This window comes from Paracoccus yibinensis, assembly GCF_030846195.1.
GTDB classification, from domain to species: domain Bacteria; phylum Pseudomonadota; class Alphaproteobacteria; order Rhodobacterales; family Rhodobacteraceae; genus Paracoccus; species Paracoccus yibinensis.
This window is the reverse complement of record NZ_JAVCWH010000003.1, coordinates 424,127-450,630: the sequence shown is the minus strand read 5'-3', so window position 1 is coordinate 450,630 and position 26,504 is coordinate 424,127. Positions and strand designations below refer to the sequence as shown.

33 protein-coding genes and 1 pseudogene are annotated in these 26,504 nt (G+C 65.1%); 19 read left to right on the top strand and 15 right to left on the bottom strand.

The genetic code is table 11. The features are described 5' to 3' along the window. The first annotated feature begins 11 nt into the window (after positions 1 to 11). The 10 genes from cyoE (at position 12) to RAH32_RS09340 (ending at position 8,637) form a co-directional block, all read left to right on the top strand. Positions 12 to 929, top strand: coding sequence for a heme o synthase (gene cyoE / locus RAH32_RS09385; protein ID WP_306607400.1), 918 nt, complete (start codon positions 12 to 14; stop codon positions 927 to 929). Further along, positions 929 to 1,123, top strand: coding sequence for a hypothetical protein (locus RAH32_RS09380; RefSeq protein WP_306607398.1), 195 nt, complete (start codon positions 929 to 931; stop codon positions 1,121 to 1,123). The genes cyoE and RAH32_RS09380 overlap by 1 nt, the downstream gene beginning before the upstream one ends. Then, on the top strand, positions 1,120 to 1,692 hold the full coding sequence (locus tag RAH32_RS09375) for a cytochrome c oxidase assembly protein (RefSeq protein WP_306607396.1): 573 nt from the start codon (positions 1,120 to 1,122) through the stop codon (positions 1,690 to 1,692). The genes RAH32_RS09380 and RAH32_RS09375 overlap by 4 nt, the downstream gene beginning before the upstream one ends. A gap of 28 nt (positions 1,693 to 1,720) precedes the next feature. After that, the gene (locus RAH32_RS09370; protein ID WP_306607394.1) at positions 1,721 to 2,551 is read left to right on the top strand and encodes a cytochrome c oxidase subunit 3; all 831 of its coding nucleotides are present in this window, start codon (positions 1,721 to 1,723) and stop codon (positions 2,549 to 2,551) included. 72 nt (positions 2,552 to 2,623) lie between these two features. Then, positions 2,624 to 3,295 carry an SURF1 family protein gene (locus tag RAH32_RS09365; RefSeq protein WP_306607392.1) on the top strand — a complete coding sequence of 224 codons (672 nt, stop codon included), beginning with the start codon at positions 2,624 to 2,626 and terminating at the stop codon, positions 3,293 to 3,295. A 10-nt stretch (positions 3,296 to 3,305) separates the two neighbouring features. Further along, complete coding sequence (gene thrC / locus RAH32_RS09360) at positions 3,306 to 4,682, top strand: threonine synthase (protein ID WP_306607390.1); 1,377 nt, start codon at positions 3,306 to 3,308, stop codon at positions 4,680 to 4,682. Next, positions 4,679 to 5,953: a M16 family metallopeptidase gene (locus RAH32_RS09355; protein ID WP_373429690.1), complete on the top strand. Its 1,275-nt coding sequence runs from the start codon at positions 4,679 to 4,681 to the stop codon at positions 5,951 to 5,953. The genes thrC and RAH32_RS09355 overlap by 4 nt, the downstream gene beginning before the upstream one ends. Continuing rightward, entirely contained in the window at positions 5,953 to 6,534 is a 582-nt protein-coding gene (locus tag RAH32_RS09350; protein ID WP_306607388.1) for a GNAT family N-acetyltransferase, read from the top strand. Before RAH32_RS09355 ends, RAH32_RS09350 begins: the two co-directional genes overlap by 1 nt. A gap of 9 nt (positions 6,535 to 6,543) precedes the next feature. Continuing rightward, the gene (locus RAH32_RS09345) at positions 6,544 to 7,941 is read left to right on the top strand and encodes an FAD-binding oxidoreductase (protein WP_306607385.1); all 1,398 of its coding nucleotides are present in this window, start codon (positions 6,544 to 6,546) and stop codon (positions 7,939 to 7,941) included. A 96-nt stretch (positions 7,942 to 8,037) separates the two neighbouring features. Next, positions 8,038 to 8,637, top strand: coding sequence for a hypothetical protein (locus RAH32_RS09340; protein WP_306607383.1), 600 nt, complete (start codon positions 8,038 to 8,040; stop codon positions 8,635 to 8,637). Between the two features lie 17 nt (positions 8,638 to 8,654). Here the strand turns inward: RAH32_RS09340 and RAH32_RS09335 are convergent, their stop codons facing one another. Beyond that, complete coding sequence (locus RAH32_RS09335) at positions 8,655 to 9,188, bottom strand: adenine phosphoribosyltransferase (protein WP_306607381.1); 534 nt, start codon at positions 9,186 to 9,188, stop codon at positions 8,655 to 8,657. After that, the gene (locus tag RAH32_RS09330; protein ID WP_306607379.1) at positions 9,185 to 9,787 is read right to left on the bottom strand and encodes a flavin reductase family protein; all 603 of its coding nucleotides are present in this window, start codon (positions 9,785 to 9,787) and stop codon (positions 9,185 to 9,187) included. Before RAH32_RS09330 ends, RAH32_RS09335 begins: the two co-directional genes overlap by 4 nt. Positions 9,788 to 9,911: 124 nt before the next feature. On the opposite strand from RAH32_RS09330, the pseudogene RAH32_RS09325 reads away from it, so the two are divergent. Together RAH32_RS09325 and RAH32_RS09320 are read left to right on the top strand one after the other, a co-directional pair. Then, positions 9,912 to 10,385 (top strand): annotated as a pseudogene (locus RAH32_RS09325) (GNAT family N-acetyltransferase); the annotation flags it as partial. Between the two features lie 115 nt (positions 10,386 to 10,500). After that, entirely contained in the window at positions 10,501 to 11,289 is a 789-nt protein-coding gene (locus RAH32_RS09320) for an EcsC family protein (protein WP_306607377.1), read from the top strand. Positions 11,290 to 11,356: 67 nt separating this feature from the next. On the opposite strand, the gene RAH32_RS09315 is transcribed toward RAH32_RS09320, so the two are convergent. The 3 genes from RAH32_RS09315 to RAH32_RS21655 are packed head-to-tail and all read right to left on the bottom strand — an operon-like array spanning position 11,357 to position 13,376. Further along, entirely contained in the window at positions 11,357 to 12,883 is a 1,527-nt protein-coding gene (locus tag RAH32_RS09315; protein ID WP_306607375.1) for an ATP-dependent DNA helicase, read from the bottom strand. Positions 12,884 to 12,939: 56 nt separating this feature from the next. Continuing rightward, positions 12,940 to 13,143 carry a hypothetical protein gene (locus RAH32_RS21660; RefSeq protein ID WP_306607373.1) on the bottom strand — a complete coding sequence of 68 codons (204 nt, stop codon included), beginning with the start codon at positions 13,141 to 13,143 and terminating at the stop codon, positions 12,940 to 12,942. Beyond that, the gene (locus RAH32_RS21655; protein WP_306607743.1) at positions 13,119 to 13,376 is read right to left on the bottom strand and encodes a Glu/Leu/Phe/Val dehydrogenase dimerization domain-containing protein; all 258 of its coding nucleotides are present in this window, start codon (positions 13,374 to 13,376) and stop codon (positions 13,119 to 13,121) included. Before RAH32_RS21655 ends, RAH32_RS21660 begins: the two co-directional genes overlap by 25 nt. Here RAH32_RS21655 and RAH32_RS21650 point away from each other — a divergent pair. Beyond that, positions 13,360 to 13,488 (top strand): hypothetical protein, encoded by a 129-nt coding sequence (locus RAH32_RS21650; RefSeq protein ID WP_306607766.1) that lies wholly within the window; start codon positions 13,360 to 13,362, stop codon positions 13,486 to 13,488. The genes RAH32_RS21655 and RAH32_RS21650 overlap by 17 nt on opposite strands. 168 nt (positions 13,489 to 13,656) lie before the next feature. Here RAH32_RS21650 and RAH32_RS09295 read toward each other — a convergent pair whose 3' ends face one another. Continuing rightward, the gene (locus RAH32_RS09295; protein WP_306607371.1) at positions 13,657 to 14,085 is read right to left on the bottom strand and encodes a hypothetical protein; all 429 of its coding nucleotides are present in this window, start codon (positions 14,083 to 14,085) and stop codon (positions 13,657 to 13,659) included. Between the two features lie 112 nt (positions 14,086 to 14,197). Here RAH32_RS09295 and RAH32_RS09290 point away from each other — a divergent pair, with 112 nt between their 5' ends. Next, positions 14,198 to 14,401 (top strand): hypothetical protein, encoded by a 204-nt coding sequence (locus tag RAH32_RS09290; RefSeq protein ID WP_306607369.1) that lies wholly within the window; start codon positions 14,198 to 14,200, stop codon positions 14,399 to 14,401. A 72-nt stretch (positions 14,402 to 14,473) separates the two neighbouring features. On the opposite strand, the gene ccrA is transcribed toward RAH32_RS09290, so the two are convergent. Then, on the bottom strand, positions 14,474 to 15,766 hold the full coding sequence (ccrA, locus tag RAH32_RS09285; RefSeq protein ID WP_306607367.1) for a crotonyl-CoA carboxylase/reductase: 1,293 nt from the start codon (positions 15,764 to 15,766) through the stop codon (positions 14,474 to 14,476). Positions 15,767 to 15,974: 208 nt separating this feature from the next. Between ccrA and RAH32_RS09280 the strand changes: the two genes are divergently transcribed. Continuing rightward, complete coding sequence (locus RAH32_RS09280; protein ID WP_306607365.1) at positions 15,975 to 17,933, top strand: protein meaA; 1,959 nt, start codon at positions 15,975 to 15,977, stop codon at positions 17,931 to 17,933. Between the two features lie 133 nt (positions 17,934 to 18,066). On the opposite strand, the gene rpmE is transcribed toward RAH32_RS09280, so the two are convergent. The 8 genes from rpmE to RAH32_RS09240 all read right to left on the bottom strand — a co-directional run bounded on the left by rpmE (position 18,067) and on the right by RAH32_RS09240 (position 23,096). Further along, the gene (rpmE, locus tag RAH32_RS09275; RefSeq protein ID WP_306607363.1) at positions 18,067 to 18,288 is read right to left on the bottom strand and encodes a 50S ribosomal protein L31; all 222 of its coding nucleotides are present in this window, start codon (positions 18,286 to 18,288) and stop codon (positions 18,067 to 18,069) included. An 11-nt stretch (positions 18,289 to 18,299) separates the two neighbouring features. Then, a complete protein-coding gene (rplS, locus tag RAH32_RS09270) occupies positions 18,300 to 18,683 on the bottom strand; it encodes a 50S ribosomal protein L19 (RefSeq protein WP_306607361.1) in 384 nt (127 codons plus the stop codon). Further along, complete coding sequence (gene trmD, locus RAH32_RS09265; protein ID WP_306607359.1) at positions 18,680 to 19,552, bottom strand: tRNA (guanosine(37)-N1)-methyltransferase TrmD; 873 nt, start codon at positions 19,550 to 19,552, stop codon at positions 18,680 to 18,682. Before trmD ends, rplS begins: the two co-directional genes overlap by 4 nt. Further along, entirely contained in the window at positions 19,549 to 20,049 is a 501-nt protein-coding gene (gene rimM, locus RAH32_RS09260; RefSeq protein WP_306607357.1) for a ribosome maturation factor RimM, read from the bottom strand. The genes trmD and rimM overlap by 4 nt, the downstream gene beginning before the upstream one ends. 48 nt (positions 20,050 to 20,097) lie before the next feature. After that, positions 20,098 to 20,454: a 30S ribosomal protein S16 gene (gene rpsP, locus RAH32_RS09255; protein WP_306607355.1), complete on the bottom strand. Its 357-nt coding sequence runs from the start codon at positions 20,452 to 20,454 to the stop codon at positions 20,098 to 20,100. A 75-nt stretch (positions 20,455 to 20,529) separates the two neighbouring features. Further along, the gene (locus RAH32_RS09250; RefSeq protein ID WP_167621371.1) at positions 20,530 to 20,835 is read right to left on the bottom strand and encodes a chorismate mutase; all 306 of its coding nucleotides are present in this window, start codon (positions 20,833 to 20,835) and stop codon (positions 20,530 to 20,532) included. Continuing rightward, on the bottom strand, positions 20,835 to 22,331 hold the full coding sequence (gene ffh / locus RAH32_RS09245; protein WP_306607349.1) for a signal recognition particle protein: 1,497 nt from the start codon (positions 22,329 to 22,331) through the stop codon (positions 20,835 to 20,837). Before ffh ends, RAH32_RS09250 begins: the two co-directional genes overlap by 1 nt. Before the next feature lie 177 nt (positions 22,332 to 22,508). Then, positions 22,509 to 23,096 carry an FMN-dependent NADH-azoreductase gene (locus tag RAH32_RS09240; RefSeq protein WP_306607346.1) on the bottom strand — a complete coding sequence of 196 codons (588 nt, stop codon included), beginning with the start codon at positions 23,094 to 23,096 and terminating at the stop codon, positions 22,509 to 22,511. A gap of 98 nt (positions 23,097 to 23,194) precedes the next feature. Here RAH32_RS09240 and RAH32_RS09235 point away from each other — a divergent pair, with 98 nt between their 5' ends. From RAH32_RS09235 to RAH32_RS09220, 4 genes are all read left to right on the top strand, one after another. Then, positions 23,195 to 24,040 (top strand): LysR family transcriptional regulator, encoded by an 846-nt coding sequence (locus tag RAH32_RS09235; protein WP_306607344.1) that lies wholly within the window; start codon positions 23,195 to 23,197, stop codon positions 24,038 to 24,040. Positions 24,041 to 24,094: 54 nt separating this feature from the next. Then, entirely contained in the window at positions 24,095 to 24,664 is a 570-nt protein-coding gene (locus RAH32_RS09230; RefSeq protein WP_306607342.1) for a peroxidase-related enzyme, read from the top strand. Further along, on the top strand, positions 24,661 to 25,581 hold the full coding sequence (locus RAH32_RS09225; RefSeq protein ID WP_306607340.1) for a DMT family transporter: 921 nt from the start codon (positions 24,661 to 24,663) through the stop codon (positions 25,579 to 25,581). The genes RAH32_RS09230 and RAH32_RS09225 overlap by 4 nt, the downstream gene beginning before the upstream one ends. Positions 25,582 to 25,692: 111 nt before the next feature. After that, on the top strand, positions 25,693 to 26,463 hold the full coding sequence (locus RAH32_RS09220; protein WP_306607338.1) for a division plane positioning ATPase MipZ: 771 nt from the start codon (positions 25,693 to 25,695) through the stop codon (positions 26,461 to 26,463). Positions 26,464 to 26,504: the final 41 nt, after the last annotated feature.

The window sequence follows — 26,504 nt, the reverse complement described above, 5'->3', positions numbered from 1 at the left end:
CCGAAGACGAGATGACCGACATCAACACCTATGAAGGCGCCCCCGAGGCCGAGTTCCGCGATTTCGTCGCGCTGCTGAAGCCGCGGGTGATGTCGCTGGTCGTCTTCACGGCCTTCGTCGGCCTGTTGGTCGCGCCGGTCGATGTGCATCCCTTTATCGCCTTCTGCTCGGTCCTGTTCATCGCGCTTGGCGGCGGGGCGTCGGGCGCGCTGAACATGTGGTATGACGCCGACATCGACGCGGTGATGCGGCGCACGCAGGACCGCCCGATCCCTGCTGGCCGGATCGAAGGGGGCGCCGCGCTGTCGCTGGGCCTGATCCTTGCGGGCTTTGCGGTGATGATGCTGGGGCTGGCGGCGAACTGGTTTGCCGCAGGCTTCCTGGCCTTCACGATCTTCTTCTATGCCGTGGTCTATACGATCTGGCTGAAACGCTGGACGCCGCAGAACATCGTGATCGGGGGCGCGGCCGGTGCCTTCCCCCCGATGATCGGCTGGGCCTGCGCCACGGGCGGGATCAGCATCGAATCGCTGCTGATGTTCGCACTGATCTTCTTCTGGACGCCGCCGCATTTCTGGGCGCTCGCGCTGTTCATGAAGTCCGACTATCACAATGCCAAGGTGCCGATGCTGACGGTCACCCATGGCCGCCCGGCAACGCGCCGCCATATCTTCGCCTATACGCTGGTGCTGGCGCCCTTTGCCATCTGGCTGGGTCTGACCTCGGTCGGAGGGCCGGTCTATCTGGCGGCGTCGATCGTGCTGAACGCGCTGTTCATCCATGGCGGCTGGCAGATCCTGCGCCGGTCCGAGGAAACGGCCGTCGCCGATGGCTATGCCGTCGAAAAGCGCGTCTTCAAGCTGTCGCTCTATTACCTGTTCCTGCACTTCACGGCCCTTCTGGTGCAGCATTGGACGGGGGGCTGGTAATGCCGCTGAACGCCGAACACGAAATCCACAAGCGCCGCCGGTCCCGCAATGTCGGACTGGGGTTGGTGCTGGTGGCCTTTGTCGCCCTGGTCTTCGGTCTGACCGTGGTCAAGGTGCAGCAGGGTGACATGCTGGAGGCGTTCGATCATCAGCCCCGCGTGTCGGAACTTCCTGGCGAGGAGCCGCGCCCATGAGCCGCATGTCCCCCGAAACGAAGACCGTGACCTGGCTGGTGGGGGTCGTCGTCACGATGGGCGCCCTCGCCTGGGCCGCCGTTCCCTTTTATGACTGGTTCTGCCGCGTTACGGGCTTTGGCGGCACCACGCAGGTCGCCGCGGCCGCGCCCGATCAGGTTCTGGACGAAACGATCCGCGTGCGCTTCGACGCCAATGTGGACAAGAACCTGGAATGGACCTTCCGCCCCATGCAGACCAGCATGGAGGTCAAGCTGGGCGAGAATGGCCTGGCCTTCTATGAGGCGATCAACAATTCGGACGTGCCCATCACCGGCACCGCCAGCTATAACGTCGCGCCGGAAGTGACGGGCTATTACTTCAGCAAGATCGAGTGCTTCTGCTTCACGGAACAGACCTTGCAGCCGGGCGAGCGGATCGAGATGCCGGTCAGCTTCTATGTGGACCCGGAACTGATCAAGGACCGCGATGCAAGCTGGATCAGGGACATCACCCTGTCCTATACCTTCCACCGGACCGAGCCGAAGCAGGCGGCGCTTGACGCCAAGCCGGCCGATAACGTCAATTGAATACTTGAGGAGCCGACGGGGACAGCTCATGGCGCACGCAAAGAACCACGATTACCATATCCTTCCGCCGTCGATCTGGCCCTTCGTCGCTGCCATCTCGGCCTTCTTCATGCTCTATGGCGCGGTGGGCTGGATGCACGCGGGTGATGTCACCCTGTTTGGCATTCCCGTCGATGGACCCTGGCTGGCGCTGATCGGCTTTGTCGGCGTGCTGTATGTGATGTACAGCTGGTGGGCGGACGTGATCCGCGAAAGCCAGGCCGGCGATCATACCCCGGTGGTGCGCATCGGCCTGCAATACGGCTTCATCCTGTTCATCATCTCCGAGGTGATGTTCTTCGTCGCCTGGTTCTGGAACTTCATCAAGAACGCGATGTATCCGATGGGACCGGAAAGCCCCATCAAGGACGGCGTCTGGCCGCCGGAAGGGATCGTCACCTTCGATCCCTGGCATCTGCCCTTCATCAACACGCTGATCCTGCTTCTGTCGGGCGTGGCCGTGACCTGGGCGCATCACGCGCTTGTCCACGACAACGACCGCAAGACGACCATCAACGGGCTGATCGTCGCGGTGGTCCTGGGCGTGATCTTCTCGTTCCTGCAAGCCTATGAATACAGCCACGCGGCCTTTGGTCTGGCGGACACCTCCTATGCCAGCGCCTTCTATCTCGCGACGGGCTTCCACGGCTTCCACGTCATCATCGGCACGATCTTCCTGGCGGTCTGCCTGCTGCGTCTGCTGAATGGCCAGATGAGCCAGGAAAAGCACGTGGGCTTCGAGGCGGCCGCCTGGTACTGGCACTTCGTCGATGTGGTCTGGCTGTTCCTGTTCGCCGTGGTCTATGTCTGGGGCAGCTGATCCCCGCCTGACCTGACACACAGCGCGCGGGGGCGGACCCCGCGCGTTTTTCATTGCGACTGGCTTCATCTCATGCGCCGCATCCTGTTTCCCCTGATCCTCGGCATCGTCGGCTGCGCGATCCTGATCCAGCTTGGCCTGTGGCAGCTGCGCCGGATGGAGTGGAAGGAAGGCATGCTGACACAGATCCAGGCCAGCATCGACGCCGAACCGGTGCCCTTGCCCGCCGCCATCGATCCGTCGATGAAGTATCTGCCCGTCACCGTCAGCGGCACCACCACGGGGGCCGAGATCGACGTGCTGTCCCATACCAAGGAACAGGGCGGCGGTTATCAGGTCGTGTCGCGGTTTGTGACGGACGATGGGCGGGCGATCATGCTGGACCGTGGCTTCGTTCCGCAGGAACTGCGCCATGCGGAACGCGGCCCCACCCGGCTGACCGTCCGCGGCAACCTGCATTGGCCCGATGAAAAGGGCAATGCCACGCCGGATCCGAACCTGGACGAAAACATCTGGTTCGCCCGCGACGTATCCGCCATGGCCGAGGTGCTGGACACAGAACCCGTGCTGGTGGTCGCCAGCTTTGTCGAAGGCGATGCCCAGGGGGTCCAGCCGATCCCCGTCGCCATCGAGGGGATACCCAACAACCACCTGTCCTATGCGATCCAGTGGTTCCTGATCGCCGCGACCTGGGCAGGGATGACACTTGGTCTGATCTGGCGTATCAGGCAGCGGAAATACTGAGGGAATACGGATGCGCTACGTCTCGACGCGGGGTCAGGCCCCGGTGCTGAACTTCGAAGGGGCGATGCTGTCCGGCCTTGCCCGTGACGGCGGCTTGTACCTGCCCGAGACGATCCCGGCATTCGGCGGACTAAACGACCTCGACGGCCTGCCTTACGAAGAAGTGGCCTTCCGCGTCGTCCGCCCCTTTACCGGCGACAGCTTCACCGACGCCGAACTGCGCGGTGCCATCGACCGCGCCTATGGGCGCATCGAACACAGCGCCAAGGCGCCCCTGCGCCAGCTTGCCCCCGGCCATCACCTGCTGGAACTGTTCCACGGCCCGACGCTGGCCTTCAAGGACTTCGCGATGCAGTTGATCGCCCAGTTGTTCGAGATCGCGCTGAAGCGATCGGGCCAGCGGATCACCATCGTCGGCGCGACCTCGGGCGATACCGGGTCGGCGGCCATCGAGGCCTTCAAAGGCATCGACAATGTCGATGTCTTCATCATGTTCCCCCATGGCCGCGTGTCCGAGGTGCAGCGCCGCCAGATGACGACGCCGGACGCCGCCAATGTTCACGCGCTTGCCGTAACCGGGCATTTCGACGACTGCCAGGCGCGGCTGAAGGACCTGTTCAACGACCATGCCTTCCGCGACCAGGTGGGCCTGGCGGGCGTCAACAGCATCAACTGGGCGCGCGTGGTGGCGCAGATCGTCTATTACTTCACGGCCTGCGCCAGTCTGGGGATGCGCGAGACGGACTTCACCGTTCCCACCGGCAATTTCGGCGACATCTTCGCGGGGTCCATCGCGCGGGCCATGGGCCTGCCGATCCGCCGCCTGATCGTGGCGACGAACCAGAACGATATCCTGCACCGTGCGCTGACCACCGGCGAATACCGGGTGGGCACGGTCGAGCCGTCCATCAGCCCCTCCATGGACATCCAGGTCAGTTCCAACTTCGAACGCGCGCTGTATCTGGCCTATGGCGGCGACACGGCGGCCATCGGGCAACTGATGGATGAATTGAAGCAAGGCGGCTTTACCATCAGCCAGGGCGCGCTTCAGGCCCTGCGCGAGCAATACCTGTCGGGCCGCGTGTCCGAGGATCAGACCCTGGCGATGATCCGCACCATCCGCGCGGAGACCGGCGAAATCCTGTGTCCGCACAGCGCCGTGGGCGTGGCGGTCGCGCGCCAGCATGTCGAACCCGGCGTGCCCATGGTGACGCTGGCCACCGCCCATCCGGCCAAGTTCCCTGACGCGGTGGAAGCCGCCATCGGCCTGCGCCCGCCGCTGCCGCCGCACATGGCGACCCTGTTCGACCTGCCCGAACGCGTCACGCGGGTTGAAAACGACGTCGAGGCGCTTAAATCGCTGATCCTTGACCGGAGAACCCAGTGAACAAAGACCCCAACCTGCACGTCACGACCCTGCCCAACGGTTTGCGCATCGCCACGCGCCTGATGCCGGGGCTTCATTCCACTGCCCTGGGGATCTGGGTCAATGCGGGGGGGCGCAACGAACGCCCGGAACAAAACGGCATCGCCCATTTCCTGGAACACATGGCCTTCAAGGGCACCGCGACGCGGACCGCCCTGCAGATCGCCGAGGCGATCGAGGATGTGGGCGGCTATATCAACGCCTATACCTCGCGCGATGCGACGGCCTATTACGTCCGCGTGCTGGAGGATGATGTCGATCTGGCTTTTGACGTGATGTCTGATATCGTGCTGAACCCGGTCTTCGACGAACGAGAGATCGAGGTCGAGCGCGGCGTGATCCTGCAGGAAATCGGGCAGTCGATGGACACGCCCGACGACATCATCTTCGACTGGCTGCAAGAGGCTGCCTATCCCAACCAGCCGATGGGCCGCACGATCCTTGGTCCTGCCGAACGCGTCAGCAGCTTCGGGCGTGCCGACCTGGCAGGCTTTGTCGCCGAAAACTACGGCCCCGGCCAGATGATCGTGGCGGCGGCGGGCGCGGTCGATCACGACCGGATCGTGCGGCTGGCCGAACGCGCCTTCGGGCATCTGGCCCCCGTGGCCCAGGCCCTGCGCGAAGCCGCCCGGTGGCAGGGACTGGAAACCCGCAAGGTCAAGAAGCTGGAACAGGCCCATTTCGCCCTGGCGCTTGAAGGGCCGGGCTATCTGGCGCCCGATTTCTATGCCGCGCAGATTTTTTCATCGGCGCTTGGCGGCGGTATGTCGTCCCGCCTGTTCCAGAAGATCCGCGAGGAACGGGGCCTGTGCTACACGATCTTCGCGCAGTCGGGCTTCCATGACGACACCGGGATGCTGACCATCTATGCCGGGACGGGGGCCGAGGATCTGGCGGACCTTGCCACCCTGACCATCGACGAGGTGAAGCGCGCCGCCGCCGACATGTCCGAGGCCGAGGTCGCCCGCGCCAAGGCGCAGCTGCGTGCAAGCCTGCTGATGTCGCTGGAAAGCCCCTCGGCCCAGGCCGAACGCATGGCGCGGACCTTGGCGATCTGGGGCCGGGTGCCCGACGCCGCAGAGGTTGCGGACCGCATTGCGGCCGTATCCGTGGCCGAGGTGCGCGCCCACGCCGAAGGCCTGATCGCACGGGCTCGGCCGGCACTGGCGCTGTATGGACCTGTCAAGGCCGCGCCAGCCCGGGAATCCTTGGCTGAAAGGCTTGCCGCCTGATGTTCCTGCGGCAGCGGCCCGTAAGCTTGGAAACCGAGCGGATCGTGCTGCGCCTGCCTGCCCATGGGGATTTCCATGCCTGGACGGGCCTGCGCCAGTCCAGCCGGGATTTCCTGACGCCGTGGGAACCCGTCTGGTCGCCCGACCACCTGTCGCGCAAAAGCTTTGTCAATCGCGTCTATTGGGCCGCGCGCGCCAGCCGGGGGGGCACGGCGCTGCCCTTGTTCCTGGTCCGCCGCGACGGCGTGTTGCTGGGGGCGATCACGCTGGACAACATCCGCCGCGGTCCCGCGCAATCGGGCACCATCGGATACTGGATCGGACAACCCTTCGCCCGGCAGGGTTACATGCGCGAGGCGATTGGCGTGCTGGTGCATCATGCCTTCACCGCCCTGGATCTGTCGCGGATCGAGGCCGCATGCCTGCCGGAAAACGCTGCCTCGCGCGGGGTGCTGGAAAAGTCGGGCTTCAAGTATGAAGGCGTCGCGCAAAGCTATCTGCAGATCGACGGACGGTGGCGCAACCATGTGCTTTACGCCAACCTGCGCGGCGACCGGCGCGGTCGTTCCGACGCCCGATAGGATGGGGCCATGCTGAACGACGCCACCGAAGCCCTTGCCCGCCTTCTGCCCGAGGGCGTGGTGCGAGAGATCGCCCCGGCCTATCTGGAAGAACCGCGCGGCCGCTTCAAGGGGCGGGCAGGGGTGATCGCCGCGCCCCGAACGGTGGATGAGGTCGCGGCCATCGTCCGCGCCTGCGCGGACGCCCGCGTGCCGATCGTCCCCCGTGGCGGCGGCACGGGCCTGGTGGGCGGGCAGGTGATGCCTGACGGCACGGTGCCGCTGGTCCTGTCGATGGAACGCATGACTGCGATCCGCGATGTGTTCCCCGAGGAGGGCGTCATCGTGGCCGAGGCCGGCGCCACCCTGCAACAGGTCCGCGAGGCCGCCGCCAGCGTCGGTCGGCAGTTTCCGCTGGCACTTGCATCCCAAGGGTCTGCGCAGATCGGCGGGGTGCTGGGCACCAATGCGGGGGGCGTGAACGTGCTGCGCTATGGCAATGCCCGCGCGCTGTGCCTGGGGATCGAGGCGGTGCTGCCGCAGGGGCAGGTCATGCACGACCTGAAGCGGCTGCGAAAGGACAACACCGGCTATGACATCCGCGACCTGCTGATCGGGGCCGAGGGCACGCTGGGCATCATCACCGCCGCATCCCTGGTGCTGGCCCCGGTCCCGCCCGAGGTCGGCGTCGCCATGCTGGTCGTCGAATCGCCCGAGGCCGCGTTGACCCTGCTGTCGCTGGCCCAGGCCCGGATGGCCGGCGGCGTGACGGCCTTTGAACTGATATCGGGGCAGGGCCTGCGCTTTCTGGACGTGGCCTTTCCCGACCTGCGCCAGCCCTTTGCCGACCGCCCCGACTGGCTGGTCCTGATCGAGGTCGGCCTGCCATCCGGCCTGTCGGCGGACCACGCGCTCGAGACGCTGTTCACCGATGCGGCCGAGGCCGGCCTTGTCAGCGATGGGGTGATCGCGCAATCCGGCCAGCAGGCCGCCGAGTTGTGGGCGATCCGCGAGACGATCCCCGAGGGCAACCGCCACATCGGCGCCATCGCCAGCCACGACATCAGCCTGCCCCTGTCGGAAATCGCCCGCTTCATCCGCGATTGCAGGGCGATGCTGGCGGGCATGGCCGATCTTCGCATCAACTGCTTCGGCCACCTGGGCGACGGCAACCTGCATTTCAACCTGTTCCCGGTCGAGGGAAAGACCCGGGACGCCTATGACCCCATCCGCCGCGACCTGTCCCGCGCGGTGCATGAGATGGTCGTGGCGCGGGGCGGGTCGTTCTCTGCGGAACACGGGGTAGGGCGGCTGAAGGCGGCGGACCTGGCCGAATGGGGCGATCCGACGCGGCTGGCCGCGATACGTGCGATCAAGGACGCGCTGGATCCGGCGGGGATCATGAACCCGGGGGTGATTTTGGCGTAGGGTGCGTGCTTGCACGCACCATTACTGATGGCTTGACGGTGCGTGAAATCACGCACCCTACTGAATGTGCAATGGTACAGGAAGAATAGAGCGCTGATGGCAGATGAGCCCGATATCTCGCTGTTGTTTGAAGATTTTCCTGAACTGTGCTCTGACGGCATTATGTTGGAAAAAGAATTGCTTGCTCATTTCGGATTGCTTTTCTCCGCCTATTCTCTTTTAGAAACTTCTCTACAAAGCTGCTATGTATTTTGGAAGCTTGGTCAGATTTTTTCGAAGGGTCAGATCAAAAATCAAGAGGAATGGCGGTTACATTACGATTCCTTAGAGAAAAAGGCTCATGACTCCACCTTTGGAGGCTTGTTGCGGTTGTTAGATGATTGCCACCTAATTTCAGCACTTCAGGAAGAACTTGGGCTTCTAAAAAAGAAAAGAGACTATTTTGCTCATCATTTCTTTAGAGAGGAAGTCAGAAACATGTTTACTCAAGAAGCGCGCCTTTTGTTGATGTCTCGCATGAACATCTTGCGTCGAAGGGTTGAGACCTCTGAGAAGCAAGTTGGTCTTGTAGCCTCATCCATCATTGAACGGCTTTATCCGAGGCTTGATGTGGACAGTATGGTAAAAGAGTTATCTGAAAAAATGAAAGCTGACGCAATATCAAGCCCTCAGACCGTCTTTGGATGGGAGAAGTAGCGTAATAGCGCCGCCTTTTACTCTCCCTCGAAACTCGTCAGCGCATGAACCTCATGCCCCAACCCCTCTAGCACCTTCCGCCCGCCCAGCTCCGGCAGGTCGATCACGAAGGCGCAGCCCACCACCTTCGCGCCCAGCCTCTCGCACAGCGAAATCCCCGCCGCCGCCGTGCCGCCGGTGGCCAGCAGGTCGTCCACGATCAGCACCCGCTCGCCCGGGCGCAAGGCGTCGTCATGGACCTCGACCACAGCCTCGCCATATTCCAGTTGGTAAGCCTGGCTGATCACCGCGCCGGGCAGCTTGCCCTTCTTGCGGATCGGGACAAACCCGGTGGACAATTGATGCGCCACCGCGCCGCCCAGGATGAAGCCGCGCGCCTCCAGCCCCACCACCTTGTCGATCCGCGCGCCCGCATAGGGGGCAAGCAACTGGTCGATGGCGATGCGGAAGCCGCGGGCGTCCGCGAACAGCGTGGTCACGTCGCGGAACATGATCCCTTCATGGGGAAAGTCCACGATGGTGCGGATGTAATCCTTGACGTTCAGGCTCATGCAGGGCGTTCCATTTCGAACAATTCGGTGACGGCGCAGTAATCCCTGTAGCCCAGCCGCGCAATCCAGCCGCCCGCAGGACGCGGGTCGAAGCGGCCGTTCACCACGCAGTCGTCGCGGATATGGACGCCCGTGACGACGCCGAAGACGACGTAGTTCGCCTCGCCCGCCAGGGGCACCACGCGCGTCATCCGGCATTCCAGAGCGGCGGCGGCGGCGGCGACGCGCGGGCAGGCGATGGTGTCGCATTCCGCCGCCGCGATCCCTGCCGCGTCGAATTCGCTGATCCCGGCGGCCAGCGGGGCCGAGGACGCGTTCACCTGGTCGCGCAGGTCGCCGGTGGCGATGTTGACGCAGAAGACGCCGGATTCGATGACCTGGGCCACGCTGTCCTTGGTGCCGTTGCGATCAGGCTTGGCGCTTGTCGATGCGAACATCACCTGCGGCGGGACATAGGCCACCGCGTTGAAAAAGGAATAGGGCGCCAGATTGTCTCCGGCCGAACCGCGCGTGGAGATCCAGCCGATCGGCCTGGGCGCGACAAGGGCGTTGAAGGGGTTGTGCGGCAGCCCGTGGCCGTTTTCGGGGCGGTAGAACATCGCGGGCCTCCTGTTTTCACGCGCGCCGACAACCTGCCATCTGCCGGACCTCGCCGCAATGGCCCGGATGTTTCATCACCTGCAAGCCCGTGCTAAGGGTCCGCCAAGACCGACAGGAGGCGCGATGTACGAGATCTGCCCCGAAACCGCCGCCGACGAACCCGAGGTCGAGGCCCTTTACGACCTGTGCTTTGCGCCGGGCCGGACCGCCCTGTCGTCCTACCGCCTGCGGGACGGGGTGCCCAAGGTGGCCGATCTGTGCCTGGTGTTGCGCGCCGATGGCATCCTGCAGGCCGCGATCCGCTTCTGGCCGGTGCGCGTGGCTCGCAAGCCGGTGCTGCTTCTGGGACCGATCGCCGTCCACCCGACCGCGCAGGGCGAGGGCCTGGGCGGGCTTCTGATGCGCGACAGCCTGGCCCGCGCGCGCAAGCTGGGCTGGGGCCGGGTGCTGCTGGTGGGGGACGCGCCCTATTACCGCCGGTTCGGCTTTGCCAGGCTGGACGACGTCGTCATGCCCCCGCCCACAAACCCGGACCGGGTGTTGGGGCTGGAACTCTCTCCGGGCGCCTGGGTTGGGGTGGCGGGGCAGGTGACGCGAGAGACGGCGCCGGGCGCGGTTGAGGCCATGGCGCGGCAGGCGCGTAGCCTTGACGCAGATCTGGCCTGTGTCACCGTGGCGTCCCCCGATGTGGCTGTTTCGCAAGAGGATGACGATGGCGACCAATCCGCAGCTGGTGCTTCCGCCGATCAATGACCCTTCCGTGCATATCCAGATCGACCGCCTGGCGCGGCGCTATCTGGATGCCGGCGGTCTGGGTATGGAACTGATGACCGTCGTCGGCAACAGCGCCGAGGGGTTGATCGAAAAGCTGCCGGGTTTCGTGCGCAGCCGCATGGACCGGATCACCCGCGCGGCGCTGAACCGGGCCTTTGCGGCGGCCTCCACCTCGCGGCGCATGGTGCGCGACAGGGGGGACTGGTTCAACCGCATGGCATCGACCGTCAGCGGCGCGGCGGGCGGGGTGGGCGGCTTCGCGGGCGCCATGGTGGAACTGCCCTTCACGATCACGCTGCTGCTGCGGGCGATGCTGGATATCGCCGTCGAACACGGGCTGGATCCCGAAAGCGACGAAGTGCGTATGGAATGCCTGCGCATCTTTGCAGCCGCCGGCCCCATGGCCGAGGACGACTCCACCGATCTGGGCCTGCTGGCCGCCCGGATGTCGGTCACCGGCCAGACCGTGCAGGGCCTGATCAGCAAGGTCGCGCCGCGCCTGTCGGTGTCGATGGGACAGAAGCTGGCCGCCCAGGCCGCGCCGATCTTCGGGGCCGTGGTGGGCGCGTCGATCAACTATACCTTCACCCGGTATTACCAGGAACTGGCCCGCGTGCATTTCGGCATCATGCGCCTGTCGCACGAAACAGGGATCCCCAAGGAAGCACTGGTCGAGGCGCTGCGCCTGGCCATCGAACGCCTGGACCACCGCAAGGCGGCGCGCTGACAAGTCTTTTCACTTTGGCTTCAATATCCCGGGGGTCCGGGGGCTGGCCCCCGGCCTTCGCGGGACGCTATTCCTCGTAGGCCGCCAACGCCAGATCCGCCACCAGCCCTTCCAGGTCATCCGTCCCCAGCGGCGCCGTAGGACGGGCCAGCCGCGCCTTCGTGACCCACAGCAGCCGCTCCTGTGCCCGCGTGATGGCGACGTATGCCAGCCGCTTCCACAAAGGGATGCCGGCCTCCGTCCGGTTGGACCAGGCAGCGGCGCTGATGTCGGGGCCGAAGACCTGCACGTCGGGCCATTGGCTGCCTTGCGACTTGTGGATCGTCACCGCAGCACCATGCAGGAAGGTCGCGCCCATGCGTGCGGCATAGGGGATGAAAGGTTCTTCCTCGTCCGGCAGTTCTATCTTGACGATGCTGGCGGCGGACAGGCGCGGGTCCTCGGCCCCGATCACGTGCAGCCGGGAAAAGCCCGGCTTGCGGCCCGGTCCCAGATAGACGACCTGCGCGCCCTTGATCAGCCCCCGCGCCTCCAGGTCGATGCGCTTCTTGCGGTGCTTCAGGGGCAGTTCCAGCCCGTCGCAGATCAGCGGCTCTCCGGGCAGCAGCGCGTCGCCGGGTGCGCCATAGGCCGCGCGAAAGGCGTGGATCAGCCGGATGCGCGTTGCATTGCGCCAGACCAGCACCGGACTGCGCGCCATCAGGTCGCTTTCCACGCGTTCGGCCCAAACCACCCGGTCGTCGCGGCGCGCGGCTGCGCGGATCAGGCTTTCGAAGCCTTCGAAGGTCAGGCCCTCATCGGCAAGCGCATGGGCCAGGTCCAGGATCGGGCTGTCGTCAGCCTGCCGGTGGATGCGGTTCAGGACCAGCCGCTGGGCAGGGGCCAGCTTGTCGAAGACCATCTCCCCGGACTGGCCCACCGGGGCAAGCTGGGCCGGATCGCCGAACAGCACCAGCAGTGGGAAAATCTCGCGCAGGTCCTCGAACTGCTTTTCGTCCAGCATGGACGCCTCGTCGATCAGACCCACGTCCAGGGCATCCTCGCGCCGCTTCCAGCCGCGGATGAAGTCGGACCCGCGCAGACCGGCCGCCGCAAGCGCTCCGGGAATGGACGTGTGCTGGTCATAGAAGGCCTTGGCCCGGTCCAATGCCGACTCCGTCATCCCCTCGACGGCGGGGCGGTCGCCGGTGCCGGTCAGCCATTCGGCCAGCTTCTCGTATTCGGGGTCGTAGACGGGGGTGTAAAGGATGCGGTGGATCGTGGTCGCGGGCACGCCGCGCATCCGCAGCACGAAGGCCGCCTTGTTCGTGGGCGCCAGGATCGCCACGCTGCGCCGGTCCTTGCGGCGGCGGCCCTCGTAATCGCCGCTGACGATCTCGACCCCCGCATCGCGCAGGGCCTTGGTGATCTGCGACAAAAGCAGCGTCTTGCCCGATCCGGCCTTGCCGATCACCGCCATCACGCGGCCATTGCCGGGTTGCGGAGGGTGCAGTTCCTCGGCGATCAGGTCGATGCCGGACGCGCCGAAGGCTTCGGCCAGGGCGTCCCAGGCATCGGCCTGGTCAGGGGACAGGATGGGGGCGGGGACGTTCATGGGGCGGTCTTATCCCGCCCCGCCCGAAAAGCGAAGCCGCCTTGTCGGCGGCTGGGTCAGATCACCCCGAAGGCCAGCATCGGTGGGCCACGCGCATGAAGCCCGCCCACCGTCTTGCCGTCGGAGTCGTTGCCCCGCCTTTGCAGCATGGCCCGGGTGAAATAGGTGTTGCCATAGCCTGAGCCGCCATAGAACAGGCCGTTGCCGGTCAGCACGCCCGCCTCGTATCGGTTGGTCAGTCGCTTGTACTGTCCGAACATACATCCGATCCTGCGCGTGCCGACGCCATGTCACCGGCACGAACGTCGGTATATTCACCCCGGTGCCGGTAAAGCTTGGTCATGAGGCTTTGGCAGAGGCGCATGATCTCGGCACGGGACCGGCTCCTTGGGTCGAAGTCGGACCCGCCCTTGCCGCCGCCGATCGGCAGCCTGGTCAGGGTGTTCTTGGAGGTCTGCTCAAGGCCCAGGAACTTGATGAGCCCGACATTCACCGGCGAGTGGAACCGCAAGCCGCCCTTTCAGGGAACCATGGCCGAGTTGAACTGCAAGCGGTTCTGGTCGTCGGTCCAGGGCACGCGGAAGATGATCTGCCGTTCGGGTTAGCAGATCCGCTCGATCAGGGCGCGGCCAAGGTATTCTGGATGCCTGGCCACCACCCGGCCCGGGACTTTCCAGCACTTCGCGCACCGCCTGGTGGAACTCGGCCTCGCCGGCGTTGCGGCGGACGGCCTCGTGATGGATGGGGGGTCGGCGTGTTGCCAATCTGGACCATTAGCCTTCCTTTTTTCTGGCCGACCGCCTGTTACCCATTATTTTTAATAAAATGAATAAGGTTTCGCGCAGGATTTGGACAATCTGCTTGCTTGATCCGCAATATTGCCAATCAGGCGCAACTTTTCGGGTTTTGCGGCGTGTATAGGGAATCATCAAGGGGAACGCGCGATGATCGAACTGTTCTTTGTCACCTGCCTGATCAGCGAACCGCAGCACTGCACCGAGCACCGCCTGCTGTTCGAGGAAAGAAACGGCCTTCAGACCTGCATGTTGGAAAGCCAGAACGAACTGGCGCGCTGGGTCCAAGCCCATCCGAACGATCAGGTGAAATCCTGGAAATGCAGTCTGGCCGAGGAAGCGGATACGGCAATCTGATCGTGTCTCAGGCAAGCCGCCGTTGATTCGGCCAATTTGCCCGGCAAACATCGAAAAATCTCAGGATCCTGTTCTTCTTTCACGGCGCAATCACACCTGAATGGGAAACATGTTCCATTCTCAAGGCCCGGCACGCGCAACGGGAAAAGGAGTGGTAGGTGTGATGATCGAACTGTTTTTCGTAAGCTGCCTGTCGGCCGTGCCCGTGCGCTGCCAGGACCGCAGCCTGATCTTCGTCGAGACGAACCTGATGGCCTGCATGGTCCACGGCCAGCAGGTCATGGCCGAATGGATCGAGAGCCATCCCAGGGAAACGGTGCAGGAATGGCAGTGCCGCACCGTTGATCGGCGCAAGGCCGAAATCTGAGGAACGGCCGAAGAAAAAGCCCATGGGAAAGGGCCGCACGATGGCAGCCCCTTCCGGTTCCAGGAGTTTCGGCTATAGGCTCCGTCGGGCTTCCAGCGCGTCCTCGAAGGTGCGCAACCCGGTGGTGGGCGCCTGGACCAGCACGGACATGTTGCCGGGCTTGTGCTGGTTCTTCATCATCTTGACATGGGCCTGCGGGATTTCGGCCCAGGGAAAGACCTCGGACATGCAGGGATCCAGGCGGCGTTCCAGCATCAGCTTGTTGGCGGCGCTGGCCTGTTTCAGATGCGCGAAGTGGCTGCCCTGGATTCGCTTCTGGTGCATCCACAGGTAACGCACATCGAAGGTGCAATTGAAGCCCGTGGTGCCCGCGCAGATCACCACCATGCCGCCCTTCTTGCAGACGAAGGTGCTGACCGGGAAGGTCGCCTCGCCTGGGTGTTCGAAGACGATGTCGACATTGTTGCCCTTGCCGGTGATGTCCCAGATGGCCTTGCCGAACTTGCGGACCTCGTTGAACCAGTCCTTGTATTCGGGCGTGTTCACAATGGGCAGTTGCCCCCAGCAATTGAATTCCTTGCGGTTGATGACGCCCTTGGCGCCCAGGCCCATGACGAAGTCGCGCTTGTCTTCCTCGGATATGACACCGATGGCATTGCCGCCTGCCGCGTTGATCAGCTGGATGGCATAGGACCCGAGGCCCCCCGAGGCACCCCAGACCAGCACGTTCATGCCGGGCTTCAGTTCATGCGGCTCGTGCCCGAACAGCATCCGGTAGGCGGTGGCCAGCGTCAGGGTATAGCAGGCCGATTCCTCCCAGGTCAGGTGCTTGGGGCGGGGCATCAGCTGCTGGGACTGGACGCGGGTGAACTGCGCGAAGCTGCCGTCCGGCGTCTCATATCCCCAGATGCGCTGCGTGGGCGAATACATCGGATCGCCGCCGTTGCATTCCTCGTCGTCGCCGTCGTCCTGGTTGCAGTGGATCACGACCTCGTCGCCGACCTTCCAGCGTTTCACCTTGTCGCCCACCGCCCAGACGATGCCCGAAGCGTCGGAACCCGCGATGTGATAGGGCTGCTTGTGGACGTCGAACATGCTGATGGGCACCCCGAGGCCTGCCCAGATGCCGTTGTAGTTGACGCCCGCCGCCATCACCAAGACCAGCACCTCGTTGCTGTCGATGGTGGGGGTGTCCACGACCTCAAGCTGCATGGCCTTGTCGGGTTCGCCCTGGCGTTCGCGGCGGATCGCCCAGGCGTGCATCCTGGCGGGCACATGGCCCAAGGGCGGCATCTCGCCGATGTCGTAAAGATCCTTCACAGGGGCATCGTAAGGGGCAATCGGGGAGGGGGAGTCGAGGGCCATCAGCTTCTCCTGCATCTGCTGCGGCGCAGAATCGCCGCGTTCTGATCCCAGAGGTAAGAGAGGATTGCGCAAGATTGCAACAACATTGATGGCAAAGAAGTAATAAAATGTCCGAATGGCGCAGGTTTGCGCCGCATCGCGGCGAATTGACGGCGCATGTTTGTTTCGGTATCGATTGGCAAGTGGAAATATTGTTGCGAGGAGCCGCATGGCCGACAAGGACAAACCCTGGTTGTTCCGCACCTATGCGGGTCACTCCACCGCCGCCAAGTCGAACGCGCTATATCGCGGCAACCTGGCCAAGGGTCAGACGGGGCTATCGGTGGCCTTCGACCTGCCGACCCAGACCGGATATGACAGCGATCATGTGCTGGCGCGGGGCGAGGTGGGCAAGGTCGGCGTGCCGATCTGCCACCTGGGCGACATGCGGGCGCTGTTCGACGGGATCCCGCTGGAACAGATGAACACCTCGATGACGATCAATGCGACGGCGCCCTGGCTGCTGTCGCTCTATATCGCGGTGGCCGAGGAGCAGGGGGCAGATATCGCCGCCTTGCAGGGCACCGTCCAGAACGACCTGATCAAGGAATACCTGTCGCGCGGCACCTATATCTGCCCGCCCAAGCCCTCGCTGGCGATGATCACGGATGTCGCGGCCTATACCCGGCAGCACCTGCCCAAGTGGAACCCGATGAACGTCTGTTCCTATCATTTGCAGGAGGCCGGGGCCACGCCGCAGCAGGAACTGGCCTATGCCCTGGCGACCGCCATCGCCGTTCTGGACGACCTGAAGGGCAAGGTTCCGGCTGAAAGCTTCCCCGAGATGGTCGGCCGCATCAGCTTCTTCGTGAATGCGGGCATCCGCTTTGTCACCGAGATGTGCAAGATGCGCGCCTTCACCGAGTTGTGGGACGAGATCACCCGCGACCGCTATGGCATCGCAGATGAGAAGTACCGCCGCTTCCGCTATGGCGTGCAGGTCAACAGCCTTGGGCTGACGGAACAGCAGCCCGAAAACAACGTGTATCGCATCCTGCTGGAAATGCTGGCGGTCACGCTGTCGAAAAACGCGCGGGCGCGGGCGGTTCAGCTTCCGGCCTGGAACGAGGCTCTGGGCCTGCCGCGTCCCTGGGACCAGCAGTGGTCGCTGCGGATGCAGCAGATCCTGGCCTATGAGACCGACCTGCTGGAATATGGCGACTTGTTCGACGGCAACCCGGTGATTGCCGCCAAGGTCGAGGAGTTGAAGCAGGGCGCGCGCGACGAATTGCGCCTGCTGGACGACATGGGCGGGGCAATTGCCGCCATCGACTATATGAAGGCGCGGCTGGTCGAATCGAATGCCGAACGCCTGGGCCGGATCGAGACGAACGAAACCGTCGTCGTCGGCGTCAACCGCTGGCAGGAGGGTGAACCCTCGCCGCTGGTGGCGGGGGACGGCGGCATCATGGTCGTCGATCCGGCGGTGGAACAGGACCAGATCGCGCGGCTGCAAGCCTGGCGTGCGGCCCGCGACGAAGGCGCGGTGCAGCTTGCGCTGGGCGCGCTGCGCGATGCGGCGCGGCGGGGGGAAAACGTGATGCCTTGGTCGATTGCGGCTGCCAAGGCGGGCGCCACGACCGGCGAATGGGCGGGCATCATGCGGCAGGTCCATGGCGAATATCGCGGCCCGACCGGCGTGTCCTCAAGCCCCTCGAACCGCACCGAAGGGTTGGAGGGGATCCGAGAGGCCGTCGATGCCGTCAGTGCCCGTCTGGGCCGCCGGTTGAAATTCGTGGTCGGCAAGCCGGGGCTGGACGGCCATTCCAACGGCGCCGAGCAGATCGCCTTCCGCGCGCGGGACTGCGGCATGGACATCACCTATGAAGGCATCCGCCTGACGCCCGAGCAGATCGTGTCCCGCGCGGCCGAGGAAAACGCCCACGTGATCGGCCTGTCGATCCTGTCGGGCAGCCACCTGCCGCTGATCGAGGATGTGATGGCGCGCATCCGCGCGGCAGGTCTGGCCCATCTCCCGGTGATCGTCGGCGGCATCATCCCCGACGACGACGCGGCGCGCCTGCGCGCCATGGGCGTGGCGCGGGTCTATACGCCCAAGGATTTCCAGCTGAACACGATCATGATGGATATCGTGGCCTTGGTTGAACCCAGCGTGGAAGCAGCCTGACACCTGCCGCTTTCACCTTTATCCAAATATCCCGGGGGAGTCCCGCAGGGACGGGGGCGGCGCACCCTTTCTCCGCTGCAAATGAAAACGCCGCCCGAATGGGGCGGCGTTTCGCAAATCGGGGGAGGAGCGATCAGAAGCCCAGGCCCGCATATTTCGACTTGAACTTCGACACGCGACCGCCGGTGTCCATCAGCTTGGCCGAGCCGCCGGTCCAGGCCGGATGCGAGGTGGGGTCGATGTCCAGCGCCATGGTCTGGCCTTCCGAACCCCAGGTCGAGCGGGTCTGGTAGGTGGTGCCATCGGTCATCTTGATCTCGATGGTGTGGTAGTCGGGATGGATGTCTTTTTTCATCGGAAGGATCCTCAGGCTTTCGCGTCGGACAGCGGACGGTAGTTGGTTTTCTCGACGATCCGGGCCGATTTGCCGCGACGGTCGCGCAGGTAATACAGCTTGGCGCGGCGGACCTTGCCGCGGCGCACGACCTCGATCGAGTCGACATTGGTCGAATACAGCGGGAACACGCGTTCCACGCCTTCGCCAAAGCTGATCTTGCGCACGGTGAAGCTTGCGCTGAGGGTGCTGCCGCCCTTGCGGGAAATGCAGACGCCTTCATACATCTGGACGCGCGAACGCGTGCCTTCCGTCACCTTGTAGCCGACGCGCACGGTGTCGCCGGCCTTGAAATCCGGGATGGTCTTGCCGAGCTGTGCAATCTGCTCGGCTTCGAGTTCTGCGATCAGGTTCATCGCCTGGGTTCCTTGTCATGCTCGCGGCGTGTCCGCGATTGGTCTGATGCGCCCGAGAGCTGTCGGTCCTTTGCCGGGTCCATACCGTCCTGGTATGCCCGCCACAGGTCGGGGCGGCGTTCCTTTGTCAGCCTTTCGGCCTCACCGGCCCTCCAACGATGAATGGCCGCGTGATTGCCGGACAGCAGAACCTCCGGTATCTCGCGGCCTTCCCACTGGGCGGGCTTCGTGAACTGGGGGGCCTCCAGAAGCCCCCTGTTGCCGATGGAAAAGGATTCCTCGGCCAGAGAGTCGTGATTCCCCAGCACGCGCGGTATAAGGCGAACCGTCGCGTCGATCAAGACCTGAGCGGCGATCTCTCCTCCGGTTAGGACATAGTCGCCGATGCTGATTTCCTCGACATCATGGGCGTCCAGGACGCGCTGGTCCACCCCCTCGAACCGGCCGCAGATCAGCGTGACGCCGTTGCCTTGGGCCAGGCCGCGGGCGCGGGCTTGCGTCAGCGGCGCGCCGCGCGGGGACATGTAGATCACCGGGCGAGGCGGGCCTTGCCGCGCCTCGCGCAGGGCGGCGTCCATCACGTCGGCGCGGATCACCATGCCCGCGCCACCGCCCGCCGGTGTGTCATCGACATTGCGGTGACGGCCAATGCCGAAATCGCGCAGGGGGACGGTGCGCAGGTTCCATAGGCCCTGCGCCAGCGCCTTGCCGGTCAGCGACAGGCCCAGGATGCCGGGGAAAGCCTCGGGGAACAGGGTGACGATGCTGGCGGTCCAGGCGCCCTGCACCTGCGGTTCAGCCATCAACTCGCGCGGGCGCAGGCTGGCGCTGATGGACAGTCGGCCGTGGGACTTGGGCTTGTCGGTCATTCGTCGGACGCGGGGGGATCGGCCACGATGCGGCGCGCGGCCAGATCCACGGTCGGCACCACCGCGCGGGTGAAGGGCAGCAGCAGCACGTCCTTGCCGCCCACGACTTCCAGGATGTCGCCCGCGCCGTGGTCGAAGATCGCGCGGACGCGGCCCAGGACCGCGCCGCCGGTATCGACGACCTCCAGCCCGATCAGATCGGCGTGGTAGAATTCATCGTCGGGAAGCGAGGGCAGGGCGGATCGCGGCGCCCAGAGAGTGGTGCCCTTCAGCGCCTCGGCATCCTCTCGGGTCGCGACGCCCGACAAGCGCGCGCCAAGGCCGCCCGTGACGGGGCGCGTGAGCTTGACGGTGAAGCTGCGCTTGCCGTCCTCGGTGGTCAGGGGAATGTATTTCGCAATGTCGGCGGGTTCCGAGCAGAAGCTTTTCAGCCGCACCTCGCCCTGAACCCCGAAGGCCCCGGCAATCGCGCCCACGCAGATACGGTCTTGTGACATCCGGCCCCCTCGGACGAAAAGGGCGGGGTGTGCCCCCGCCCGATCAGATCACTCGGCGTCGGCCGGAGCGGCGGCCTTCGCGGCCTTTTCGGCGGCGCGGGCCGTGGCTTTCTTGCCCGGCTCGCCCTTTTTCAGGTTGGCGCGGGTCGATTTTTCACGCACGCCAGCGGCTTCCAGGAAGCGGGCCACGCGGTCGGTCGGCTGGGCGCCGTGGTCCAGCCAGTGCTTGGCGCGGTCCAGATCCAGCTTGATGCGGTCTTCGCTGTCTTTCGCCAGCAGCGGGTTGTAGGTGCCCAGCTTTTCCAGGAAGCGGCCGTCACGCGGCATGCGCGAATCGGACACGACGATGGCGTAGTGCGGGCGCTTCTTGCTGCCGCCACGGGCCAGACGGATTTTCGTTGCCATTGGGTTTCTCCTTAGGATGGCGCTGTGGTGGGGTGGAACCCCACCCTACGGGTTGCGATGGCGGGGATCCCGCCGTCAGGATTGAAAGGTTTCGTGGTGCCGGATCACCTCGGCGATCACGAAGTTCAGGAATTTGCGCGCGAATTCCGGGTCGAGGTCGGCCTCGCGCGCGAGGCGTTCCAGCCGCTCGATCTGCTGCGCTTCGCGGGCAGGATCGGACGGCGGAAGATCGTGTTCGGCCTTGAGACGGCCGACGGACTGGGTGTGCTTGAATCGTTCGGCCAGCGTATAGACGATGATCGCATCCAGCCGGTCGATGCTGGCGCGGTGATCGCGCAAAAGGGCCGCGGCGCGGGCGGCGGGATCGGTGTGGTCGTCCATCACTTCTTCCCGAACATGCCGGACAGACCGCCCGGCAGGCCTGCCTTGCCCAACTGACCGCCCAGGCCCTTGGGGTCCTGCAGCATCTTCTGCGCCTCGGCCATCTTGGCGGGGTCGAAGTTTTCCAGGTCGGGCAACCCGCCGCCCTTGCCGGTCATGGCGCGCATGGCCTGCTTCAGCATGCCGCCCTTGCCCATCTTGCCCAGCTTCTTCATCGTGTCGGCCATCTGCTTCTGCATCTTCAGAAGCTTGTTCAGTTCCGACACTTCCATCCCCGCGCCGGCCGCGATCCGCTTCTTGCGGCTGGCCTGCAGCATGTCGGGATTGGCCCGTTCCTTCTTCGTCATCGAATTGATGAGCGCGATCTGCCGGGCAATGGCCTTGTCGTCCATGCCCGCGGCCTCGGCCTGCTTGGCCATCTTGGCCATGCCGGGCATCATGCCCATGATGGACTGCATCCCGCCCATCTTTTGCATCTGTTCAAGCTGGCCCTTCAGGTCGTTCATGTTGAACAGACCCTTCTGGAAGCGCTTCATCATGCGCTCGGCCTGCTCGACCTCCAGCACTTGCTGGGCCTTCTCGACCAGGGCCACGATGTCGCCCATCCCGAGGATCCGGCCCGCGACGCGCTGTGCGTCGAAGGTTTCCAGCGCGTCCATCTTTTCGCCAAGACCCACGAAGCGGATCGGCTTGCCGGTGATGGCACGCATCGACAGCGCGGCACCGCCGCGCCCGTCCCCGTCCATCCGGGTCAGCACCACGCCCGAGACGCCGACCTTCTGGTCAAACTCGGTCGCGACGTTCACGGCGTCCTGGCCGGTCAGGCCATCGACGACCAGCAGCGTTTCGCGCGGCTGGGCGATGTCGCGCACCGCCTGGACCTCGTCCATCAGCGCCTGGTCGATGTGGAGGCGACCGGCGGTGTCCAGCATCACCACGTCATAGCCGCCAAGCGAGGCCTGCTGCTTGGCGCGGCTCGCGATCTGGGTAGCGGTCTGGCCCGGTACGATGGGCAGGGTGTCAACGCCGATCTGGCTGCCCAGGATCGCCAGCTGCTCCATCGCGGCGGGGCGGTTGGTGTCCAGGGACGCCATCAGCACGCGCTTCTTCTCGCGGTCCTTCAGGCGCAGGGCAAGCTTCGCGGTGGTGGTGGTCTTGCCCGAGCCCTGCAGGCCGACCATCAGGATCGGCGCGGGCGGGTTGTCAATGCGCAGGGCGTCGGGCGCATCCTCGCCCTGAAGCACCTTGATCAGTTCGTCATGGACGATCTTGACGACCTGCTGGCCAGGGGTGATCGACTTGGTGACGGCGGACCCGGTGGCCTTGGAGGTGACCGCCTTGACGAAGTTGCGCGCGACCGGCAGCGAGACGTCAGCCTCCAGCAGGGCCACGCGGACTTCGCGCATGGCGGCGGTGACGTCGTCCTCGGTCAAGGCGCCCTGCTTGGTCAGCCGGTCGAAGACGCCGCCCAAACGGTCGGAAAGGTTCTCGAACATCGCCGGGCCTCCTTCGGTCCAAAACACTGCAGCCCCCGTGGGCGCGACGCGCTGACGGAGGGCGATCCCCACGCAAGGAAGGGACCGGAAGGCCAATCCTTCCGGGAATCCGGGGGCTGATACGAAAAAACGGCCCGCGAGTCAACGCAGGCCGTCGCACTTGTTACACTTGCGGGATTACGCGGCGAGGTTTTCCAGGGCCTCTTGGGCGCGGGCCAGCCCTGCGTCGCGGTCCATCGCCAGTCGGTCGGCGGCCACGAAGTCCACATCCGTGATGCCCAGGAAACCCAGCATGAAGCGGACATAGCCCGAGGCATGGTCGAAGTCCGACCCGATGGGCGTGCCCGCCGCGCTGTAGGCGATGATGGCGCGCTTGCCCTTCAGCAGACCTTCGGGACCTTCAGCGGTATAGCGGAAGGATTTGCCGGCGCGGGCGATCTGGTCCAGCCAGTTCTTCAACTGCGCGGGCAGGTTGAAGTTATAGACGGGCAGTCCGATCACCAGCACGTCGGCGGCCTGCACCTCGGCCAGATAGGCGTCCGAGATGGCGATCAGGCGCTGCTGCTCGGCCGTCGGGCTTTCGGGGGCCATGCGCACGGCTTCAAACCAGGCGCTGTCGATGGCCGGAACACCGTCGTTCAGGTCGCGATGGGTGACGGTCGCGTCTGGATTGGTCGCGGTCAGCTTGGCCACGATGTCGGCCGTCAGCTTGCGCGAGACCGAGGCCTCGCCCGTAATGGCGCTGTCGATATGCAGGATGTTCATCGGCTTGTCCGTTCAGGTTTGGTGCGTTGATACTGATTTAGGGCTAGGCCGACAGCGGCGAAATGGCGATAAACGCGCAATATCTGTGCGGAGAGCACATGACGATTGAAAGTTGGGACGACCTTCGCATTGCGCTGGCCGTCGCGCGCAGCGGCACCGTCAGCGGCGCGGCCGAGGCCTTGGGCGTCCACCACGCCACCGTCATCCGCCGCATCGACGGGCTGGAAGCGCAGCTTGGCGTCAAGCTGTTTCAGCGCCACCCCCGCGGCTATGCCCTGACCGAGGCGGGGCAGGCGATGCTGAAGGTCGCGGGCGACGCGGATGAGCGCTTTGCCCAGTTGACCGCTCAGATCGCGGGCGGAGGCGACCGGATCGAGGGCGAACTGGTCGTGACCTCGCTTCCCGAACTGGCCGATGTGGTCATGCCCCGGCTGATCCGGCTGATGCGCCAGCATCCTGGGCTTCGGGTGAACTATGTCACCGATGTGCGCCTGTTCCGCCTGGACGCCGGAGAGGCGCATGTCGCGATCCGCGCGGGCAGCCAGCCGACGGAACCGGATTATGTCGTCCGCCCGATGGGCACGGTGCGCCATCCGATCTATGCCGCGCCCGCCTATGTCGCGGCGCATGGAGAGGTGACGGGGATCGACGGGCACCGTATGGTCCTGATGGGGCCGCAGGCGCGCAATGCGCCGCTGATGCGTTGGTTGCAGGACCGCGTGGACCCGCGGCAGATCGTCATGACCGCCAATGACGAATCGGCCCGCGAGGCCGTGATCCGCGCTGGCCTCGCCATCGGCCCACTTTCGCCGTCCCGCGCCAACGGCCTGATCGAGGTGATGGCCCTGCCGGAATGGGAATCGCGTCTGTGGCTGGTCACGCATGTCGATCTGCACCGCACGCTCAAGGTCCAGGCGGCCGTGGCGGCCCTGCGCGACGCATGACCCCTTCACAGTCTGCAAGCCGCAGGCCAAGGTGGCCGCATCGGAGGAACCCCCATGACCCAACCCATAAGCCGCTTCGCGGTGCCCGATCTTGAAACCCTGCCCCAGGACATGCAGGACGCCATTGCCAAGGTGGCCGAGAAGTCGGGCTTCGTGCCCAATGTCTTCCTGGCGCTGGCACATCGTCCCGACGAATTCCGCGCCTTCTTCGCCTATCACGCGGCGCTGATGGACAAGGACACCGGCCTGACCAAGGCCGAGCGCGAGATGATCGTGGTCGCGGTCAGCGGCATCAACAACTGCCAGTATTGCGTGGTCGCCCACGGCGCGATCCTGCGCATCCGGGCCAAGAACCCGCTGATCGCTGACCAGGTGGCGATCAACTGGCGCAAGGCGGACCTGACCGACCGTCAGCGCGCGATGCTGGCCTATGCCGAAAAGGTCACGGTCGCGGCCCATCAGATCGGCGAGGCGGATCACCAGGCGCTGCGCGAGGCGGGCTTTGACGGGGACGAGATCTGGGACATCGGCGCCATCGCGGCCTTTTTCGGCATGTCCAACCGCATGGCCAATGCAGGGGACTTTCGCGCCAACGATGAATTCTACATGCTGGGCCGCGGGTGAACCGATCCCAGGCCCTGCGCGGCCATGCGGCCATGCTGCTGTTTTCGACCCTGGTCGCGGGGTCATTCTCGCTGGGCGTCCGGGCCGCGAACCTGATTGACCCGGCTGCCATCACGGTTGTGCGCTTCATCATCGCGGCGGGCGTGCTGGCCGGGATCGCGATCCTGATGCCGCGCCGGGGCAGGCCGCGCGCGCTGATCGAGGCGCCCTGGCGATACCTTCTGCTGGGCGGGGCCTTTGCCGGATATTTCGTGCTGATGTTCGAGGGGCTGAAGACTGCCCCCGCCGTGGCGGCAAGCGCCGTCTTCACGCTGACGCCGATCATGGCGGCAGGTTTCGGCTGGCTGCTGCTGCGCCAGCGGATGACGGGGCATCTGGCGCTTGCCCTGGCCCTGGGCGGAGTTGGGGCGCTGTGGGTGATCTTTCGCGGCGACCCGGCGGCGCTGATGCGGATGGAGATCGGGTGCGGCGAGGCCATCTATTTCATCGGCTGCGCGCTGCACGCCCTGTACGCGGCCCTGGTCCGCAAGCTGAGCCGGAACGAGGGGCCGCTGATCTCCAGCCTGGGGACGCTGGTCGCGGGCGGGCTGCTGACGGCTGCCTGGGGCTGGGGCGCGCTGACCTCGACCGCATGGGGTCAGCTTCCGGCGATCGTCTGGATCACGATCTTATATGTCGCGATCTTCGCCAGCGCCTTTACCACCCTGCTGGTGCAATACGCGGCGATGCGCCTGCCTGCGGCCAAGGTCATGGCCTATACCTATCTGACGCCGATCTGGGTGATCCTGTCCGAGGCCGCGCTTGGCCAGGGATTGCCCGGCCCGGTCCTGCTGCCGGGCATCCTGGCGATCCTGGGCGCCCTGGCGCTGCTGCTGAAATCGGACGAACCGGCGGGCGGGGCGGTGCGGGCCAACTGACCCGCGTCCTTGGCGCATCACCCGCGCGACGATTGCAGGGGCGCCGCTTTCTTTCATGTCATGGCCCCGCTAGGGTCCGCACCGGATGAGGGGACGGCAAGGGGCGGCTTCGTGGCGCATATCATCGTTGTGGGCAACGAAAAGGGTGGCTCGGGCAAGTCCACCACCTCGATGCATGTGGCGACGGCGCTTGTCCGCATGGGCCACCGTGTCGGCGGGCTGGATCTGGATGTGCGCCAGCGCAGCTTTGGCCGCTATCTGGAAAACCGCGCCCATTTCCTGCAGCGCGAGGGGCTGGATCTGCCCATGCCCGTGATCGGCACCATGGGCGATGGCAGCGACCCGCTGACGCCCGCGCTGACCGAACTGGAAAAGACCTGCGACTTTATCCTGCTGGACTGTCCCGGCTCGCACACGAAGCTGAGCCAGATGGCCCATACCCTTGCCGACACGCTGATCACGCCGATGAATGACAGCTTTGTCGATTTCGACCTGCTTGCCCGCCTGTCGCCCGAGGGGAAGATCCTCGGCCCCTCTATCTATGCGGAAATGGTCTGGGCGGCGCGGCAGATGCGGGCGCAGGCGGGGGCGGGGCCGATCGACTGGCTGGTGCTGCGCAACCGCCTGGGCACGCAGCAGATGCACAACAAGCGCAAGGTGGGCGGGGCATTGCAGGCGCTGTCCAAGCGCATCGGGTTTCGCGTGGCGCCGGGCTTTTCCGAGCGCGTCATCTTCCGCGAGCTTTTTCCGCGCGGGCTGACGTTGCTGGACCTGAAGGATATCGGCACCGAACAGTTGTCGATGTCCAACATCGCCGCGCGGCAGGAACTGCGCGACCTGCTTGCGGAACTGAACCTGCCCGGCGTCACGGTCAACTTCTAGGCAGCGCCGCGCAGGCGCGTTGTTGCCGGCCCCTTCAACAC